Origin of the sequence: Pacificoceanicola onchidii (assembly GCF_004804335.1) — a bacterium.
GTDB classification, from domain to species: domain Bacteria; phylum Pseudomonadota; class Alphaproteobacteria; order Rhodobacterales; family Rhodobacteraceae; genus Pacificoceanicola; species Pacificoceanicola onchidii.
The window spans coordinates 30,785-48,200 of sequence record NZ_SRXY01000005.1; the positions used below are offsets into that span (position 1 = coordinate 30,785).

Genomic DNA, 17,416 nt, shown 5'->3' on the forward strand with positions numbered 1-17,416 from the left:
CAACGATCCTCTGTCCAAAAGGGGCCCCGAACAAGGAGCCGAAATGTCCTCGACCGTCGCAAAAGCCCTCATGTTGCTTGAACATTTTTCCGAAGAAGAGCCGGAACTGGGCCTGTCGGAAATTGCCCGTCGGTCAGGTGTCGACAAGGCGGCGGTGCACCGGATGCTGGGCGCAATGGCCGAATCCGGGCTGGTGGAGCAGCAGGCCGATTCGAGGCTCTACCGGCTCGGGGCCGGGGTGCTGCGGCTGGCGCGGGTGCGCGAGACGGCCTTTCCCATCGCCTCTGTGGTCCAGCCCATTCTCGAAACTCTGTCCGCGCAGACCGGCGAGACCGTACACGCCTCGCTGATCTCGGGCCGCGCGCTGGCGAACATCGCCACTTGCGAAAGCCGCAAGAGCAACCGGGTGTCGCTGGTCGCAGGCGAGGTCCTGCCGTTCCACAGCACCGCCTCGGGGCTGGCAACGCTGGCTTTTGCCGACGAGAGCCTGCTCGACCGGGTGTTGGCCGCCCCCCGCGCGAGCCTCACCCCGTTCACCGTGACCGACGCCGAAACGCTGCGCGCCCGTGTCGATGCGGTCCGCGCGCAGGGCTATGCGGAATCGGACCAGACCAACGAAGAAGAGGTGCACGGGCTGGCCGCGCCGCTCTTTGACCGCACGGGCAAGGCCTGCGGCGGGGTCTCCGTCTCCACCCCCTCGCACCGGATGAGCGACGCGCAACGCGCCCTGAGCATCCGCGCGGTGCTGGCGGCAGCCGGAGAGATCACCAACGGCCTCGGCGGACGCCGCCCGCGCAGCTACGAAGACCTGATCGCAACCCTGGTCCTTGAGGGCTGAGGCGGACTTTCGCGACTTGGACGCTGGTAACCACATCGGTTCGCGCCCGGCACCGAGGGCGGGCGCCTTTGCGCCTGGTGGCTGATACGAAAAACGAACTCGGGGCAACCCATTTGAAACATTGCGGTCATTTCGCGCCCGCCCTGGGGGGCGGGGTCGGGCGCGAACCGGATCGCGCGCGATCCGGGGGAACACCTCCACGTCATGGACTTCAGGTGTAGAAGGCGAGTCTGCGGAAAACGGTCTACCGCATCACAAATGGATTGCTCATCGGCTTGTCAGAGGTGTTGATCCAGACCGTCTTGGTCCGCGTGTAATCAAGCACCGCTTCGATCCCCGCCTCGCGCCCGTAACCCGACTGGTTCAGCCCGCCAAATGGCGCGATGGGCGACACCGCGCGATACGTATTGACCCAGCAAATCCCCGCCTTGATCCGCGCAGAGACCCGATGCGCGCGCGCGAGGTTTTCCGTGAACACGCCAGAGCCAAGCCCGAATACGGATGCATTGGCCAGCGCAATCGCCTCTTCCTCGGTGTCAAACGGCAGGAGCGACATGACAGGGCCGAACATCTCGACCTTGAGCGTTTCCGTCTCCGGCCCCGCACATTCCACCAGCGTCGGTGCCATGTAGTTGCCGGGCCGATCCAGCGGCGCGCCGCCAAACCGGATGCGCGCGCCCTGCGCCTGCGCCTTGGCCAGCGTGTCCTCGATCCGCGCCACCTGCGCCGCCGTGCAGAGCGGGCCGATCTGCGTGCCCGGCTCCAGCGGATCGCCAATAACCACCCCCGCCATGCGCTCTTCGATCTTTGCCGCCACGGTCTCCAGCACCGAGCGGTGCACAATCCCGCGCGAGCCCGCGACGCAGCTTTGCCCGGACGCGCCGAAATTGCCCGCAATCAGCCCATTGGCCGCGCCATCAAGGTCCGCATCCTCAAACACGACAATCGGGGATTTTCCGCCCAACTCCAAAGACGTAACCGCGAAATTCTCCGCCGAATTGCGCACCACGTGCCGCGCCGTTTCCGGCCCGCCGGTAAAGGCAATGCGGTCCACATCCGGATGCCGCGTGAGCGGGATCGCGCAGTTCTCCGCATCCCCTGTGATGACCGATACCACCCCGGGCGGGAAGCCCGCCGCCTCGATCAATCTGGCAAATTCCAGCATCGGGGCCGGGGCCATTTCCGAGGCCTTGAGCACCACGGTGCAACCCGCCGCCAGCGCCGGGCCAAGCTTCGTTGCGGTCAGGAACATCTGCGCATTCCACGGCACGATGGCCGCCACCACGCCAATCGGCGCGCGTTGGGTAAAGACGTGCATGTCGGGCTTGTCGATGGGCAAAACCGCCCCTTCGATCTTGTCCGCCAGCCCCGCGTAGTAGCGATAATAATCGCCCACATAGCCCGTCTGACTGGCGGTTTCAGCCAGCAGCTTGCCGCTGTCCGTGGTCTCTATCTCCCCGATATGTCTGGCGTTTTCCTCGACCAGCTCCGCCAGGCGATAGAGCAGCTTGCCGCGCTGCGTCTGGGTCAGATCGCGCCAGGCCGGATCGCTCAGCGCGCGGCGCGCAGCCGAAATCGCGCGCTCTACATCCTCGGGCGCGGCGCAGGCAAATGTCGCCCAAGACGCGCCTGTGGCCGGGTTTTCCGAGGTCATGGTCTGGCCCGAAGCGCCCTCAACCCAGGCCCCGTCGATTAAAAGCGGATAGTGTTTCATGGGGCCTCCTCAGGCGAATTTCGGCATGACATCGTCGATGAACCGGGCAAGCGAGGCGCGTTTGCGCTCGAAACTCATGCCGCTGTCGATCCAGAATGAAAACTCATCATAACCCAGATCCTCAATGGCCCTAAGCCTGTCCGTCACCTGCGCCGCCGTCCCGATGGTCAGATCACGGGCGAGGTTCTCCGGCGCCATCATCTTGTTCGCCGCCATTTCCTCCTCCGTCAGAGGCTGGATCATACCCTGCTCAACCGGCCGCTTGTTCTGAAACCACGCGCCGAAGTAATTGTAAAAGCGCGACAATTCCTGTGCGGCAAGATCCACATCGTCGGCATCCGAACCGACATAGCTGTGATGCAAAAGCATGATCTTGGGGCGCGGGCCGTCAAAGCTGGCGCAGGCGTCGTTGAACCGTCCCATCAGCGTTTCGATCTCTTCCATGCCCATCCAGAGCGGCGTGCATTGGATGTTGAACCCGTTGTGCACGCCAAATTCATGGCTGTTCGGATCACGCGCCGCGATCCAGATCGGTGGGCCGTCTTTCTGCACCGGTTTCGGCGTGGACGTGGTCGCGGGGAACTGGAAAAACTCCCCTTCATGGGCGCAATCGCCTTCCCAGAGCTTGGGCAAAAGCGGCGCGATCTCCCGCATCCGCTGGCCAGCCTGCCACGCGTCCAGCCCCGGCATCAGCCGCTCATACTCATAGGAATACGCCCCGCGCGCGATCCCCAGTTCGATCCGCCCGCCAGTCATCAGATCCGCCGAGGCGGTCTCTCCGGCCAATTTGATCGGATGCCAGAACGGCGCAATCACCGTGCCGGTGCCCAGCCGCACGTTCTTCGTATGATAGGACAGATTGACCAGAGACATCAAAGGGTTGGGCGCAATTGTAAAATCCATGCCGTGATGTTCGCCGGTCCAGACCGCGCGCATCCCCGCCTCATCAGCCATCTGGCACAGGGCAATGAATTCCTCATGCATCTTCTCTTGCGAGGAGTCGGCATCCTGCCGGTCCATATGGGCAAAAAGGGAAAACTCCATGGCTTATCTCCTCTGGGTCAGGCTGTGGGTTTCGCCCCGCTGCGCGTCGCCCAGATAGAGCGAGAAATCGCGCTGATCGGCCTCGGCGGCATAGCGCGTCATCATCGCGGCGATGGCGGGGGTGGTGTAGGTCTGATCCGGCAGATTCGGGATCGGGATGGTCTTCAGCGGGCAGTCCTGCGGGGGTGTCTCGGCGCGGCCAAGCACATAAGCGCAGTGCAGCGCGCCTTCGTCAAAGACGGAATAGGCGGTGCTGAGATGTGCGGTAACGCCTTGCTCTGCAAGCATTTTGCAGAGCGCCGCCCGCTGCCCGCCGCGCGCTTCGGCCGTGATCTGCGGCGGGCGCAACCCGTCCTCGGTTTCCTCCAGGAGCACATGCCCGCCGGTCTCCAAGACCGCACCAAACAGCGCCGCGCGCCCGCTCTGCGCCGCCGCTGCACGTTCGCGCTTCAAGGTGAAATAGCGCCCACCCGCATAGCCAAGGCCGGGACCATCCGCGTGGCGGACCGCCTCAACCCGGCCCATCAGGATGCAGTGATCGCCCGCGTCGATCACCTCATGCGTGGCACAGGAAAACTGCGCCAGCGCGCCGTCGATCAGTGGCGTATTCGCGGCGTCAAAGCTGTGCGGCACCGATGCGAAGCGGTCGCCCTTGAAGCTGGCAAACGTGTTGGAGACCGCCTCCTGATCTTCGCCCAGCACGTTGATGGCGAAATGCGATGAGGCGGCGAAGTCCTTGTAAGTGGAAAGAAACTTCCCCGGGCAGACCAGCAGAAGCGGCGGGTCGAGCGAGACAGAGGTAAAGGAGTTGGCGGTAAACCCAATCGGCGCACCGTCCCCGTCGCGGGCTGTCACCACCGTTACGCCAGTCATGAAACTGCCAAAGGCGCGGCGCAGGGTTTGCGGATCAAGCGCGCTCATCTCCGAACCTCCATGATCAACTCTGTCAGCGCCGCGTTGACCTCGGCGGCGTGGGTCATCGGCATCATGTGGGCGGCCCCTTCGATGATCAGCGCGCGGCCTTTGGGCGCGAGGCTGGCCATGGCCTTGGACATGGCCGGGGTGGAGTTCGGCTCTTCGCTGCCGGTCATGAAAAGCGCGGGGCACTGGAGGGATTGCAGCGCGTCGCGGCGGGGCAGGGTGCTCGATGCAAAGGCGGTGTAAGCCTGTTTGTAACCCTGCGGATCAACGCCTCTCAGCCAGCCTTCGCAAGCCTCCCGCTCAGGCGATGCCTCCGCCCCGAACCACCGTTCAAGCGTCGGCGTGGGATCAGGATTATCCAGACCTGTCAGAGTCTTGGCGCGCGCCGAAACAGCCTCCGCCGCCGCATCCGGGCGCTCAAATACGCCGTTCAAAGCCGCCACAGCCCGCACCCGCTCCGGCGCGCGCAGCGCCAGTTCAAGCGCAAGCATCGCCCCCATGGAATGGCCCACCACAACCGCCGGACCCTCCAGCGCTTCAAGCACCGACAGGGCCGCCGCGACATAGCCGTCCATCTGCACATCAGAGCGCAGCGCGCTGCCGCCGTGACCGGGCATGTCCGGCGCGGTGATCCGCCCCGGCAAAGCGCCAAGCTGCGCTCCCCAGGCCTCGGCCCTGAGCCCTACGCCATGCAGCAAGAGCACATCCGGCCCGACCCCCCGCACGATGGCGGCCAGCCCGCCGATCTCAGACCGCGGCCGGGTTATCCAGGTCATGCCCGAGGTCCTTCAGATCCTGATAGCGATCGCCAATCCGGTGGTGCGGACGGCCCGACATGGCCGCGCCCAGAACCACCACCACCTCATCATCACGCGGCGCGTCGGGGATGGCGAACTGGATGGTCAGGTAATGCGAGCGTCGCCCTGCGTCGTTCTTGTCCATCAAGGGCACCATGATCGGCGCATTTGCCCCGCCGCGCGTGTTGGTGAAGGCGAGGTAAGCTTTTGCGCCCACGGCCTCGCGGTAAAAATTGCCAAAGCGCAGGGTGTGGATCAGGCCGGAGGCATGTTCGATCTCACCGTTCAGGCCCACCACGGCAGCCTTGCCATAAGCTTCAATCGCCGCGCCGGACCCGGCCAGCGCAAGCATCCGCTCGGTCATCATCTCACCCAGAACCGGCCCAAAAGCCTGAATTTCCGGTTTGAGATCCTCCACATAGCGCCCCGCCCACGGGTTGCGCAGCACGGCGGCGACGGCGAACATGCGCCACGGTTCGGCGGCGGGTTTGAAGCCTTCGATCAGGACCTCTTCGTCATAGGTCACAATCTTGCGGATTTCTGGCTGCATGGGGGTCTCCTTGTTCGCCCTTCGAGAGGTAAAAAGCGCCGGAGATTTTGACAAACGAAGGTTTTATGTGCTTTGCCATTAGCAACACTAATGTATTGCTTGCCCTATGTCCCGACGCCTGCCGCCCCTGACCTGGTTTCGCTCGTTCGAGGCCGCCGCGCGGACCCTCAGTTTCACCGCCGCCGCCGAAGAGATCGGCCTGACGCAATCGGCGGTCAGCCAGCAGATCAAATCACTGGAACTGCGGCTCGGCGCGCCATTGTTTGTGCGCAAACCGCGGTCACTGGCCCTGACGGATGCGGGCCGCAAACTTCTGCCGCAGGTGGGCGCGGCGCTTGGCGTTCTGGCTCAGGCGACGGAGCCGTTTGATGTGGGCGCGGGGCCGAACCTGTTGACCGTGGCCACCTCGGTGAGCGTGGCGCAATGGCTGGTCTCGCCGCGCCTGCCGGAGTTCACCGTGCGTCACTCGGACGTGCGCATTCGCCTCTTGAGCGCGGTCTGGCCGGACGATTTCCAGACGTCACATGCGGATGTGGAAATCCGCTTCGGCTCCAGGGCGCAGGCGGGGCCGGGGGCGCGGGCTTTGGAGCCAAACCGTCTCGTACCGGTCAAAGCGCCGGGGCTGGCGGGCGGGCCACAGGACCTGCCGCTGATCGAAACCGTGGGCACCTCGGGCGGCTGGCGCGCGTGGCAGGACCGCCATGGGTCGCTGCAAACCCCGGCCTTCTACACGGATACCTACGGTCAGGCGATGCAACTGGCGGCGGATGGCAACGGCGTGGCTCTGGTCAGCGCCTTGCTTGCCCGGCACGCGGTGGCCTCCGGGCAGTTGGCCTATGCCGCCGAAGGGGCAATAGAGGCGCAGGAAGGCTATTTCCTGCGCGCCGAACCGGACGGCATGGCGGCGGCCTTCGCCGATTGGGTGGAAGGGGCGCTGTGTAGAGAGATCGTTTGAAGGAATGGGAGCATTGGTCTTAGAACGCCCCGGATCGCCTGCGATCCGGTTCGCCCCCGACCTCGCCCCAGTTTCGCCAAAGGCGAACCAATTCTGCTTCGGCGAACCTGTGGTTCGACGGCGGGGGCGAAATAGCCTAACGTCTCAAAGTGTTCGGTGTGTGTGCTTGGAAAAACCGTAGGTGCAAACAACAGGCCCGCCCTCGAGGCCGGGGGCGAACCTCCGTTTCCGAGGTCACTCTTCCTCCAGCACCTTGCGCGCCACGCGGAAACATTCGAGCGCCTGCGGCACACCGCAATAGATGCCAACCACATGAATAATCGCGCGAATTTCTTCCTTGGTCACACCATTGTTGATCGCGCCCCGGCAATGGATTTCCCATTCGTGCATCTTGCCCAACGCGCCGATCATCGACAGGTTCATCATCGAACGGGTCTTGGCGTCGATCACATCATCGCCCCAGCCAAACCCCCAGCACCAGGCTGTCATGGCCTCCTGAAAAGGCCGGGTGAAGTCATCGGCGGCGGCGAGGTTCTTCTCGACATACTCTGCGCCAAGCGTGGACTTGCGCTGTTCGAGCCCCTTGAGAAAGAGGTCCTCGTCAAATGTGCTCATGGGATTATCCTTTCAGTTTAACGGCTTTTCTATTTGCGCGCTCAGCCAAGCCTGATCTCTTGTTTTTTGCGCGCTCAGCCAAGCCTGATCGCGACGTTCTTCGTCTGCACGTAATTCCAAAGCGCCTCGCGCCCCTTTTCGCGGCCATAGCCGGATTTGCCAAAGCCGCCAAAGGGTGTCTCCACACCGCCCGCGTACCATTCGTTGACAAACACCTGACCGGCGCGCAACTGCCGTGCGGCGCGGGTGGCGCGGTCAAGATCGGCAGTAAAGACCCCCGCAACAAGCCCGTAATCGGTGCCGTTGGCAATCTCGATGGCCTCCGCATCCTCCCGGAACGGCAGCACGGTCAGCACCGGGCCAAAAATCTCCGTCCGGGCGATATCCATCTCCGGCGTCGCGGCCACAACCGTCGGCTCCAAAAAGGCCCCGGGCCGGTTCAGCGCATGGCCGCCGGTGACAAGCCGCGCGCCCTGTTCCTGTGCGGCAGAGACAAGCCCCAGGGCGCGGTCGCGCTGCCCGTCAGAGACCATCGCGCCCATGTTCGCCCCAAACGCGGTCCGCTCGATCCCCGGCCCGACAGACAGGCTCTTGGCGATTTTCTCAGCCCGTTCAAGCATTTCCGCCTGACGGCTTTCATGCACGATCACCCGCGACATGGCCGAACAGACCTGACCGGCGTTGAAATAGATCCCCCAGCGGATGTCATTTTCAAAAGCGTCAAGGTCCGCGTCCGCGTGCACGATGGCCGCCGACTTGCCGCCCAGTTCCAGAACGCAGGGCACCACGTTCTGCGCCGCCGCCGTGGCGATGGCCACGCCCGTGGGCACAGAGCCGGTAAAGACGATCTGGTTCACATGAGGATGCCCGGCCAGCGCCGCGCCCGCGTCCCGCCCCAGCCCGCAAAGCACATTGACCGCCCCGCGCGGCAGGCCCACGGCTTCGGCGGCCCGGGCAAACCAGGCGTTGGTCAGCGGCGTCAGTTCGGGCGATTTGATCACGCAGGCATTGCCCGTTGCCAGCGCCGCCGAAAGCGACCGGGCGGTCATCTCGACCGGGTAATTCCACGGGATGATCTGGGCCGAAACACCAAAGGGCTCGTTCTCGGTCCAGTCGAAATAGCCCGCGCCCAGCGGGATGGAGCGGCCTTCAACGGTGCTCGCCTGATTGCCGTAATACTCGAAATAGAGCGCCGCGCCGTCGATCTCGATATGGGATTCCCACAAGGGTTTGCCCTGTTCCAGCGTCAGAATCTGCGCGATCTCGTCTTTGTTCTCAATGAGATAGCGCCCCATGGCCTGCACCAGCCGTCCGCGTTCGATCGGGCGCATGGCGCTGAGCGCACCGGACAGATGACAGGCGCGGGCGGCCCGAACGGCGCGGTCCACGTCCCCCGCATCGGCCAGCGCGTGCTCGGCCAGCGTCTCTCCGGTGGCCGGGTCACTGACCGCGATGCGGCCCGCGCCGCCATCACACCAGGATCCGTCGATGTAGTTTTTCCAGTAGGGGGCAATTTGCACGGGGTAGGGCCTTTTGTTCGGGTCAGGAGAGGTCTGCGCCGGCCTTAAAGACCGGCAGATCATCGGCCATGTGAAGCCACGGCAGGCGTTCGGCGGCATGGCAATGCAGCTGCGGTTGATAGTCAGCGGGATCGTCGAGCGAGACCGCGTAAAGGTGGATCTCACCCGGCCAGCGCGTGCTCTCAAAGCTTATCTGCGTCCCGCAGGTCTCGCAAAAACCGCGCGTGGCAATCTCGGACGATTGGTAGGTTTTCCGGGTGCCTTCCCACTTAACATCCGAAGGCGCAAACCCCATCCACGCCACCACCGGCGCCGAACAGGCGCGGCGGCAGCTTTCGCAATGGCACAGCGCCGTCCAGAGCGGCGCGGCGGTGGTCTTGTAGCGCACAGCGCCGCACAGGCAGCGGCCAGAGAGCTTGGGGGGCATGGGCGGCTCCTTTGTCATGGGACCGAAACCCTTTCAGGGATTCGCCGCCCCGTCCACCGCTTCGCGCATCCACTTTTGCAGGTGCATGATCGAATGCTCGGAGTTCACGCCGCAGCCGGGATCAACCACCAGCGGCCCCGGCACATAACCGCGTGATTTGAGCCCGCGCTGCACCGATTCCACGAGGTGAATGTCCTCTTCAACGGTGGTCGCCCGGTCCTGCTGCGCCATGCGGCGCACGGTCTCGTCGTCCGCCCCGTCGAGCGAATACCAGCCGCGCCAGACCACCACGTGATCCGCATCAATCGCGCGCCAGTGGTAGGTGTTCAGCAGGTTGCCGGGGTAGACCTGAAACGAGAACATCGGCCACAGGAACCACGAGGAATACTTGTCGTTGTTGGCAAAGCCGCTGTCGATGTCATAGGTCATCTGGCTCAGGTCATTGCACTCCGTGGTGTGACGCAGGCAGTGACCCTGTGGCTGGATGTCATAGGTTTCGGGCCGGATCACCCCGGTGGCAAAGGTCGGGTGGTTGAGCGAACAATGGTAGCATTCGGAGTAATTCTCGACCGAAACCTTCCAGTTGCAATTCTCCGGAATATCCACCCATTCCAGCGGCTTGAGCTCTGCCCAGTTCGGCACAAAGGCCTCCAGTTCGCTACGCGCGCCGGGGAACCAGTCTTCCATCGGTGCGGCTTCGGGATCGAGGTTCACAAAGACGAAGCCAAGGAACACCTCGGTGCGCACTTCGGTCAGGCAGATCTTGGACTTGTCAAAGCCGGGCACGGTCTTGGAGTTCGGCGCGGCGCGCAGCCCGCCGGTCAGCTCATAGGTCCAGGCGTGGTACGGGCAGACCACCACGCGCGCGGTGCCGGTGCCGGAGACAAGCTGATGCGCGCGGTGCTGGCACACGTTGTAGAAGGTGCGGATCACCCCGTCGCGGCCCTTGATCGAAAACAGGCTCTCATCGGCCAGCTCAAAGGCCACGTAATCGCCCGGATTTTCCAGCTCCGAGGCGTGGCAGGCAAACTGCCATGTGCGCGCGAGCAGACCGGCTTTCTCGATCTGGAAGACGGCCGGGTCGGTATAATACCGCGCGTCGAGCGAGCGCACGGGCGGGCTAAGATCATTCATTCTGCGTCCTCCGAGTATATGCCGAGTTGATGGCGGCGGCGGTGAAAGGTTTCGACCCGTTCGACGATTTCATCCGAGGCCACGGCGATGACGAAGCTGAGCAACGTCTCCAGCAGGGCAATGGTCGAGACCGACGAAGGAAAGAACTGCGGCGTGTCCGCCGCGACGATAAAGCCATGATCCGCCGCCCGGATGATCGGGCTGGCGGGGCTGTCCGAGATGCTGACGATGCGCAGCCCCTGTTCACGCGCGATGCGCACCGCCTCGACCACTTCGCTGCGGTAGGGGCGGCAGGTCATGGCAATGAGCGCATCTTCCGGCCCGGCCCAGGCCAGATCATCCACCGGGGTGGAGCCGGGGCGGGGGATCGGATGAAAATCCTTCATGCCGGTGGAAGCCAGGTAGCTGAAGTTCCGGGCATTGGAGTTATTGACCCCGACGCCCAGCACAAAAACCTTGCGCGCGGACCAGATTTCTTCCGCCGCCGCCTTGAGCGTATCGGCCTCAATGCCCGCAAAGGTCTCTTCAAGATTGCGCATCGCCGCCTGCGCCATATCCGCATAGAGCCCGCCCAGATCCCCGGACTTGCGAATATCCTGCAACCAGCGCGCCCGATCGGGGAAGCTCACGCCACCCTTTCGGATGGCCTCGCGGAAGGGGGCGCGAAAATCCTCGTAGCCTTCGAATCCCACCTGCCGCGCCATGCGCACAAAGGTGTTGGGCTTCACATTGGCCGCCTCCGCGATCTCGCGCACGGTCGAAACCCCCACATCCGCAGGGTTCTCCAGAACATAGCGCGCCGCTTTCTGCGCCTCCGGGGTCAGTGCGTCCCATTCCTCTGACAGGCGGTCCAGAACGCTCGATGATACATTTGTGTCATTCATGATTGACAGTGGTACATATGTTTAATTAGCCTGTCCATCAGTTTTGCGACTCCTTGCAAGGAAAATGGTCATGTCCACTGAGTCTTTCCCGAAAACCGCCCGCGTTGTCATCGTTGGTGGCGGTGTCATGGGGGTTGGTCTTGCCTATCACCTCGGCCACGAAGGCTGGGGCAGCGATACGGTGCTGCTTGAGAAAGCCGAGCTGACAAGCGGCAGCACCTGGCACGCGGCAGGCCAGATCACCCATTCCACCTCCAGCTTCAGCCTTGGCAAATGCGTGGATTACAACATTGATCTCTACTCCGGCGCTTTGGAGTCTGAGACCGGCCAGCCGGTGACATGGCATGGCTGCGGCTCCTTCCGGCTGGCCTATACGACGGACGAGATGGACTGGCTGCGGCACACGCTTTCGGTTGGGCGCAGCCTTGGTTTCAACATCGAGCTGGTCGGCCCGGAAAAAGTGGCGGAGCTGCACCCGTTCTACAATCTCGAAGGGGTTCTGGGCGCGCTCTACACGCCCGATGACGGCCATGTGGACCCGACCAACGTCACCATGTCCATGGCAGCGGGCGCGCGGGCCAAAGGCGTGCGCATCATCCGCCGCTGCCGCGCCACGAACATCACGCAGCAGCCTTCCGGCGAATGGCTGGTCGAGACCGAGCAAGGCTCCATCCTGTGCGAACATGTGGTCAACGCGGGCGGCACCTATGCCCGGCAGATGGGCGAATGGTCCGGCCTGCAACTGCCCATGACCTCCATGACGCACCACTATTTTGTCACCGATGAAGTGCCGGAGTTTCAGGATCTGGACAAGGAGCTGCCGGTGATCCGCGATGACCGCAAGGTCTCGGGCTACATCCGCATGGAGCAGAAAAAGGGCCTGATCGGCATCTATGAAAAGGAAAATCCGAACACGGTCTGGGAAGATCATTGCCCGTGGGAAGCGGAGAACGAGCTGTTTGACGCCGATTACGAGCGGGTCATGCCGTGGCTGGAGGAAAGCCTCAATCGCATGCCGATCTTTGCGGAGCTGGGCATCACCCGTGATGTGCATGGCGCAATTTCGCATCCGCCCGATGGCAACCCGCTGATTGGCCCGGCACCGGGCGTGCGGAATTACTGGTGCTGCTGCGGCACGCAGATCGGCATCGGCTGGGGGCCGGGGCTGACCCGCGAGCTGGCGCGCTGGATGGTGCATGGCGCGGCGGATATTTCCATGCGCGACTATGACCCGCGCCGCTTCGGCAGCTATGCCACCAAGGAGTGGCAGGTGATCAAGGCGAAGGAAGACTACTGCCTGCGTCACGAAATTCCCTTCCCGCATTTCAACCGCCTCGCCGGGCGTCCGGTCAAACCGTCTCCGCTCTATGAGATCCTGAAGGGCAAAGGCGCGGTGCATGAGGAGGTCTACGGCTTCGAGCGCCCGCGCTGGTTCGCCCGTAATGGTGTCGAGCAGCGCGACCACTACGGTTTCCGCCGCACCGCCGCCGATGACATGGTGGCCGCCGAGGTCAAAGCGGTGCGCGAAGCGGCCGGTCTGATGGACGTGACGGCCTTCACCAAGGTGCTGGTCGAAGGGCCGGAGGCCTACGCGCTTCTGGATCGTCTGACAGCAAACCGGATGCCGCAGAAAACCGGCTCGATCACCCTGACCCACATGCTGAACCGCGCGGGCCGGATCGAGCTTGAGACAACCATCGTGCGGATGGCGCCAGACGCCTCAAGTAGCGAAGCGGTAGGCGAAAAACATGATCGGTTTTATCTCGTCTGCGCGGCCTTCTTCGAACAGCGCCTGCTTGACCATCTGGCCACCCATATGAACGGGGCGGATGCCACGGTCACGGCGCTGTCCTCCTCCTGGGGCGCGCTCTCGCTCAACGGCCCGCGTTCGCGCGACATTCTCAGCGCCTGCACCGATGCCGCTCTGGACAACGCCTCCTTCCGCTGGCTTTCGGCGCAGGAAATCACCGTCGCCGGGCACAAGGTCTGGGCTTTCCGCATGTCTTATGCCGGCGAGCTGGGCTGGGAGCTGCACATGCCGTTTGACGCCATGGTCGATGTCTACACCGCGCTCTCGGAGGCCGGGGCGGCCCACGGCATGGTCGACTACGGCAGCTTTGCCATGAACGTCATGCGCATGGAAAAAGGGTTCAAAGGGGCAGGGGAGCTGACCAACGAAGTCACCCTGGCGGAGGCCGACGTGCTGCGCTTTGCCCGCCGCGACAAGGACTACCTCGGCAAGGACAAGACGCTGAACCCGGACCTGCGCTGGGTCTGCGCCTACCTCGGCATCACCTCCGATGGCGAGATCGACGGCCATGGCGGCGAGGCGGTCCTGCAAGACGGCGCGGTCGTCGGCTCCACCGCCTCTGTGGTCTACAGCCCCACCGCCGATCAGGTGCTCGCCTTTGCTTATATCAAACCCGAGGCCGCCACGCCCGGCACCGCTCTGGAGGTGGTGATCCATGGCAAGCCGCGCGCCGCACAGGTGCTCGCCGATCCGGTCTATGATCCGCAAAGCCTGCTGCCTCGCACCGACGCGGTCCAGGAGGCGGCGGAATGAACCTGCCGGACACGATGCGCGCCATGGTGACCGAAGGGCATGGCGATCTGGACAAGCTGGTTCTGCATGGCACCTGGCCGCGCCCGGATCCCGGCCCCGGCGAGGTGCTGATCAAGGTCGGCGCCTGCGGGCTGAACAACACCGACATCAACACCCGCACCGGCTGGTACTCAAAGGCGGTGAGCGAGGCCACCACCGGCGGCGCCTATGAGACGGTCAACGCCGACGATCCCACATGGGGCGGCGCGCCAATTACCTTTCCGCGCATTCAGGGCGCGGATGTCTGCGGGCGCATTGTCAGCGTGGGCACGGGCGTCGATCCCGCCCGCATCGGCACGCGGGTGATCACCGACAACTGGCTGCGCGATCCGGACGATCCGCTGAACAAGAGCAAAACCGGCTATTTCGGCTCCGAGCGGGATGGCGGTTTTGCCGATTACACGGTGATCCCCTCGCGCAACGCCCTCGCCGTGCAATCGGAGCTGAGCGACGCGGAACTGGCTACCTTTTCCTGCTCCTATTCCACCGCCGAAGGCATGCTGACCCGCGCCGCCGTCACCGCTCAGGACACCGTTGTGGTGCCCGGCGCATCCGGCGGCGTCGGCGGCGCCTTGGTGCAATTGGCCAAACGGCGCGGCGCGCGGGTGATCGCCATGGCGTCCGAGGCCAAACACGGGGATGTGGCCGCGCTCGGCCCCGACGTCCTTCTGCCGCGCGCGCCGGAAAACCTGCGCGCCGCGCTTGGCGCGGAGCAAATCACCGTCGTCGCCGATGTGGTCGGCGGCGCGTATTGGTCCACCCTGATCGACGTTCTCGAACGGGGCGGGCGCTACACCTGTTCCGGGGCCATCGCCGGGCCGATGGTGGAGATGGACCTGCGCACCTTCTACCTGCGCGACCTGACCTTCACCGGATCAACGGTGATCGACCCCGAGGTCATGCCAAACCTCATCCGCTATATCGAAGCGGGCGAGATCAAACCGGCCCTTGCGGCCAGCTACCCTCTGGAGGACCTGCACGCGGCGCAAACCGCCTTCATCGCCAAGGCGCACACCGGCAACATCGTGGTGGTCCCGTGAGCCTCGCCGCGCTTCTGAACGCGGTGCGGGCGCTGCACGAGAGCACGCCCGCCTTGCAGGATTTTGCGCCATTTCCCAAGGGTTTGCGCGCCGCTAACCTGCCCCCGATGCCCTGCCGAGCAGCCAGCCTTCTGGCCCAAAACCCTCTGCCCGGAAACCGACAGACACAGCCCGTCACCGCCGCCCTCTGCGCGGCAGCGGGACAGGCGGAATGGCGGCAGACCTATTCGGAGGCAGAGGTCGGCGCGGCCTTCCTCGCCAACTATGGCTATCTTGAGCTCTACGGCCCCTCGGGCCATTTCCACACCAATACCGCGCGCGGCTATATCGGCTACTGGGGGCCGGGTCTGCGCTATGACTGGCACCTGCACGAGGCCGAGGAGCTTTATGCCTGCCTCTCCGGCGCGGCGGAGTTTCAGGCGCGCGGCGTGCCCGACAAAACCATTTCAACCGGCGGCACAGCCGAACACGCCTGCAACCAACCGCACGCCATGACCACCACGGATCAGCCTTTCCTCGCCTATGTGGTCTGGCGCGGCGCAGGGCTTGCGGGGCTGCCGCAGATGGAGGTGGCATGACCAGCGCAGAAGCTTTTGAGGCGCTTTGGGCGCAGATCCGACAGGTGCACGCGGCGGAGCCTGCATTGCATGGCTTTGGCCCGCTGCCGCCGTCGCCTGCGCGGCAGGCCATGACCCCGCATCACATCCCGGCAAGCGCGCAGTTTCAGGCGGAGACCGGGCTGTACACCGAAGATCATGCCGCGCTGCGCGATGCGGCGCAGGCCGCCGCGCCCTTCGCGCAGTGGCGCGAGACCTACAAAGGCACCGCGCTCGGGCAGGACTTCCTCGACCGGTTCGGCTGTTATGCGGTGGCCGGAGGTGGCGGAGCCTTTGAGGCCGGGGAGACAGGCGTTTTTCTGGTCTATATGCCCGCCGGGCTGGATTACCCCTGGCACCACCATCCCGCCGAAGAGATTTACTTTGTGATCGCAGGCGAGGCTGAGTTTCGCCTGCATGGCGAGCCTCCCCGCACTCTGCGCCCCGGAAGCCACGTCTTTCATCCCTCGAACCAGCCGCACGCCACGCGGACCCACGCCCATCCTTTGCTGGCGCTGGTGCTCTGGCGCGGCGATCTGGGCACGCGCCCGGTCCTGACGCCACCGGAGGCTTTGACATGAAGATCACCCAAATCCGCATCTACAAAACCCCGTTGCCTTATGTGGGCGGCAGCTATGGCTGGGGCGCGGGCAATGCGATTGAAACGGCCATGGCCTCGGTTGTGGTGATCGACACCGACGCGGGCCTTCAGGGCTGCGGCGAGTTCACCCCCTGCGGCGAGAACTACATGGTGGCCCATTCCGAAGGGGTGGAGGCGCTGGCCCGTCTCGTCGCGCCTCTGCTGATCGACGAAGACCCGCGTCAGGTGGCGCGGATCGAGCAGATCATGGATCACGCGGTGCAGGGCCATGGCTATGCCAAGGCGCCCTTCGATGCGGCCTGCTGGGACATTCTCGGGCAAGCCTGCGCCCAACCGGTCTGGATGCTCATGGGCGGCAAGCTGACGGATGGCGCGCCCATGTACCGCGTCGCCCCGCAAAAGGCGACGGAAGAGACGCTGGCCGAGATGCAGCGCTACCGCGATCAGGGATACCGCCAGTTCCAGATCAAGGTCGGCAGCGACTGGGCCGGGGACATTGACCGCATCCATCAGGGCGTGGCCTTGCTTCAGCCGGGCGAGAAAGCCATGGCCGACGCCAATCAGGGCTGGCGTGTGGACAATGCCATCCGCGTGGCGCGGGCTACGGCCGAGCTTGATTACATCCTCGAACAGCCCTGCCGCACCTATGAGGAATGCCAGCAGGTGCGCCGCGTGGCGCAGCAACCGATGAAGCTCGACGAATGTGTGACCGGCATGGGCGCGGCACAGCGCATCGTGGCGGATCGCGGGGCCGAGATTTGCTGTCTGAAAATCTCCAACCTGGGCGGTCTGTCCAAGGCGCGCCGGGTGCGCGATTACCTGATCGAAAACCGCATGCCGGTGGTGGCCGAAGACACATGGGGCGGCGAAATCGCTTCTGCCGCGCTCGCCCATTTCGCCGCCTCCACGCCCGAGGACTACCTGCAAAACACCACCGACCTGATGAACTACAACACCCGCTCAACCGGGATCGGCGGCGCGGTGGCGCAGGGCGGCAAGCTCTACGCGCCGGACGTGCCAGGGCTGGGTGTGACACCGGATTTTGACAGCCTTGGAGACCCCGTGGCGGTATATGGAGAACAGTCATGATGTTTGTATGCAACGGTATGCATAAACTGGCAGCGTACCCCTTGGGGCCGTCCCACGCGCTCCCCACTTCTATGGTGAAGCATAGAAGC

The 17,416-nt window shown here is 64.3% G+C and carries 17 protein-coding genes; 7 read left to right on the forward strand and 10 right to left on the reverse strand.

The window, feature by feature from the left end:
- Positions 1-43: 43 nt before the first annotated feature.
- Positions 44-838, forward strand: coding sequence for an IclR family transcriptional regulator (locus E4662_RS13650; RefSeq protein WP_136442154.1), 795 nt, complete (start codon positions 44-46; stop codon positions 836-838).
- Between the two features lie 244 nt (positions 839-1,082).
- Here E4662_RS13650 and E4662_RS13655 read toward each other — a convergent pair whose 3' ends face one another.
- From E4662_RS13655 to E4662_RS13675, 5 genes are read right to left on the reverse strand one after another with little or no spacing between them, the layout of a single operon-like run.
- The gene (locus tag E4662_RS13655; protein ID WP_136442155.1) at positions 1,083-2,552 is read right to left on the reverse strand and encodes an aldehyde dehydrogenase; all 1,470 of its coding nucleotides are present in this window, start codon (positions 2,550-2,552) and stop codon (positions 1,083-1,085) included.
- Positions 2,553-2,561: 9 nt separating this feature from the next.
- On the reverse strand, positions 2,562-3,596 hold the full coding sequence (locus E4662_RS13660) for an LLM class flavin-dependent oxidoreductase (RefSeq protein ID WP_136442156.1): 1,035 nt from the start codon (positions 3,594-3,596) through the stop codon (positions 2,562-2,564).
- A gap of 3 nt (positions 3,597-3,599) precedes the next feature.
- Complete coding sequence (locus E4662_RS13665; protein ID WP_136442157.1) at positions 3,600-4,517, reverse strand: flavin reductase family protein; 918 nt, start codon at positions 4,515-4,517, stop codon at positions 3,600-3,602.
- Positions 4,514-5,293 (reverse strand): alpha/beta fold hydrolase, encoded by a 780-nt coding sequence (locus E4662_RS13670; RefSeq protein WP_136442158.1) that lies wholly within the window; start codon positions 5,291-5,293, stop codon positions 4,514-4,516. The genes E4662_RS13665 and E4662_RS13670 overlap by 4 nt, the downstream gene beginning before the upstream one ends.
- Positions 5,265-5,864 (reverse strand): amino acid synthesis family protein, encoded by a 600-nt coding sequence (locus E4662_RS13675; protein ID WP_136442159.1) that lies wholly within the window; start codon positions 5,862-5,864, stop codon positions 5,265-5,267. The genes E4662_RS13670 and E4662_RS13675 overlap by 29 nt, the downstream gene beginning before the upstream one ends.
- Before the next feature lie 106 nt (positions 5,865-5,970).
- On the opposite strand from E4662_RS13675, the gene E4662_RS13680 reads away from it, so the two are divergent.
- Entirely contained in the window at positions 5,971-6,819 is an 849-nt protein-coding gene (locus tag E4662_RS13680) for a LysR family transcriptional regulator (protein WP_136442160.1), read from the forward strand.
- Positions 6,820-7,053: 234 nt separating this feature from the next.
- Here the strand turns inward: E4662_RS13680 and E4662_RS13685 are convergent, their stop codons facing one another.
- From E4662_RS13685 to E4662_RS13705, 5 genes are all read right to left on the reverse strand, one after another.
- Entirely contained in the window at positions 7,054-7,434 is a 381-nt protein-coding gene (locus E4662_RS13685) for a carboxymuconolactone decarboxylase family protein (RefSeq protein WP_136442161.1), read from the reverse strand.
- A gap of 74 nt (positions 7,435-7,508) precedes the next feature.
- Positions 7,509-8,954: an aldehyde dehydrogenase family protein gene (locus E4662_RS13690; protein ID WP_240705195.1), complete on the reverse strand. Its 1,446-nt coding sequence runs from the start codon at positions 8,952-8,954 to the stop codon at positions 7,509-7,511.
- Between the two features lie 22 nt (positions 8,955-8,976).
- Positions 8,977-9,381, reverse strand: a complete 405-nt coding sequence (locus E4662_RS13695) for a GFA family protein (protein WP_168797977.1) — start codon at positions 9,379-9,381, stop codon at positions 8,977-8,979.
- Positions 9,382-9,414: 33 nt separating this feature from the next.
- A complete protein-coding gene (locus tag E4662_RS13700) occupies positions 9,415-10,515 on the reverse strand; it encodes an aromatic ring-hydroxylating oxygenase subunit alpha (RefSeq protein ID WP_136442164.1) in 1,101 nt (366 codons plus the stop codon).
- Positions 10,512-11,399 carry a MurR/RpiR family transcriptional regulator gene (locus E4662_RS13705; RefSeq protein ID WP_136442165.1) on the reverse strand — a complete coding sequence of 296 codons (888 nt, stop codon included), beginning with the start codon at positions 11,397-11,399 and terminating at the stop codon, positions 10,512-10,514. Before E4662_RS13705 ends, E4662_RS13700 begins: the two co-directional genes overlap by 4 nt.
- 70 nt (positions 11,400-11,469) lie before the next feature.
- On the opposite strand from E4662_RS13705, the gene E4662_RS13710 reads away from it, so the two are divergent.
- From E4662_RS13710 to E4662_RS13730, 5 genes are read left to right on the forward strand one after another with little or no spacing between them, the layout of a single operon-like run.
- Complete coding sequence (locus tag E4662_RS13710) at positions 11,470-13,962, forward strand: FAD-dependent oxidoreductase (RefSeq protein ID WP_136442166.1); 2,493 nt, start codon at positions 11,470-11,472, stop codon at positions 13,960-13,962.
- Positions 13,959-15,041 carry an alcohol dehydrogenase family protein gene (locus E4662_RS13715; protein WP_168797978.1) on the forward strand — a complete coding sequence of 361 codons (1,083 nt, stop codon included), beginning with the start codon at positions 13,959-13,961 and terminating at the stop codon, positions 15,039-15,041. The genes E4662_RS13710 and E4662_RS13715 overlap by 4 nt, the downstream gene beginning before the upstream one ends.
- On the forward strand, positions 15,038-15,619 hold the full coding sequence (locus E4662_RS13720; protein WP_136442167.1) for a dimethylsulfonioproprionate lyase family protein: 582 nt from the start codon (positions 15,038-15,040) through the stop codon (positions 15,617-15,619). Before E4662_RS13715 ends, E4662_RS13720 begins: the two co-directional genes overlap by 4 nt.
- The gene (locus tag E4662_RS13725) at positions 15,616-16,218 is read left to right on the forward strand and encodes a dimethylsulfonioproprionate lyase family protein (RefSeq protein WP_136442168.1); all 603 of its coding nucleotides are present in this window, start codon (positions 15,616-15,618) and stop codon (positions 16,216-16,218) included. The genes E4662_RS13720 and E4662_RS13725 overlap by 4 nt, the downstream gene beginning before the upstream one ends.
- Complete coding sequence (locus E4662_RS13730) at positions 16,215-17,327, forward strand: mandelate racemase/muconate lactonizing enzyme family protein (protein WP_136442169.1); 1,113 nt, start codon at positions 16,215-16,217, stop codon at positions 17,325-17,327. Before E4662_RS13725 ends, E4662_RS13730 begins: the two co-directional genes overlap by 4 nt.
- The last annotated feature ends 89 nt before the right edge of the window (positions 17,328-17,416 follow it).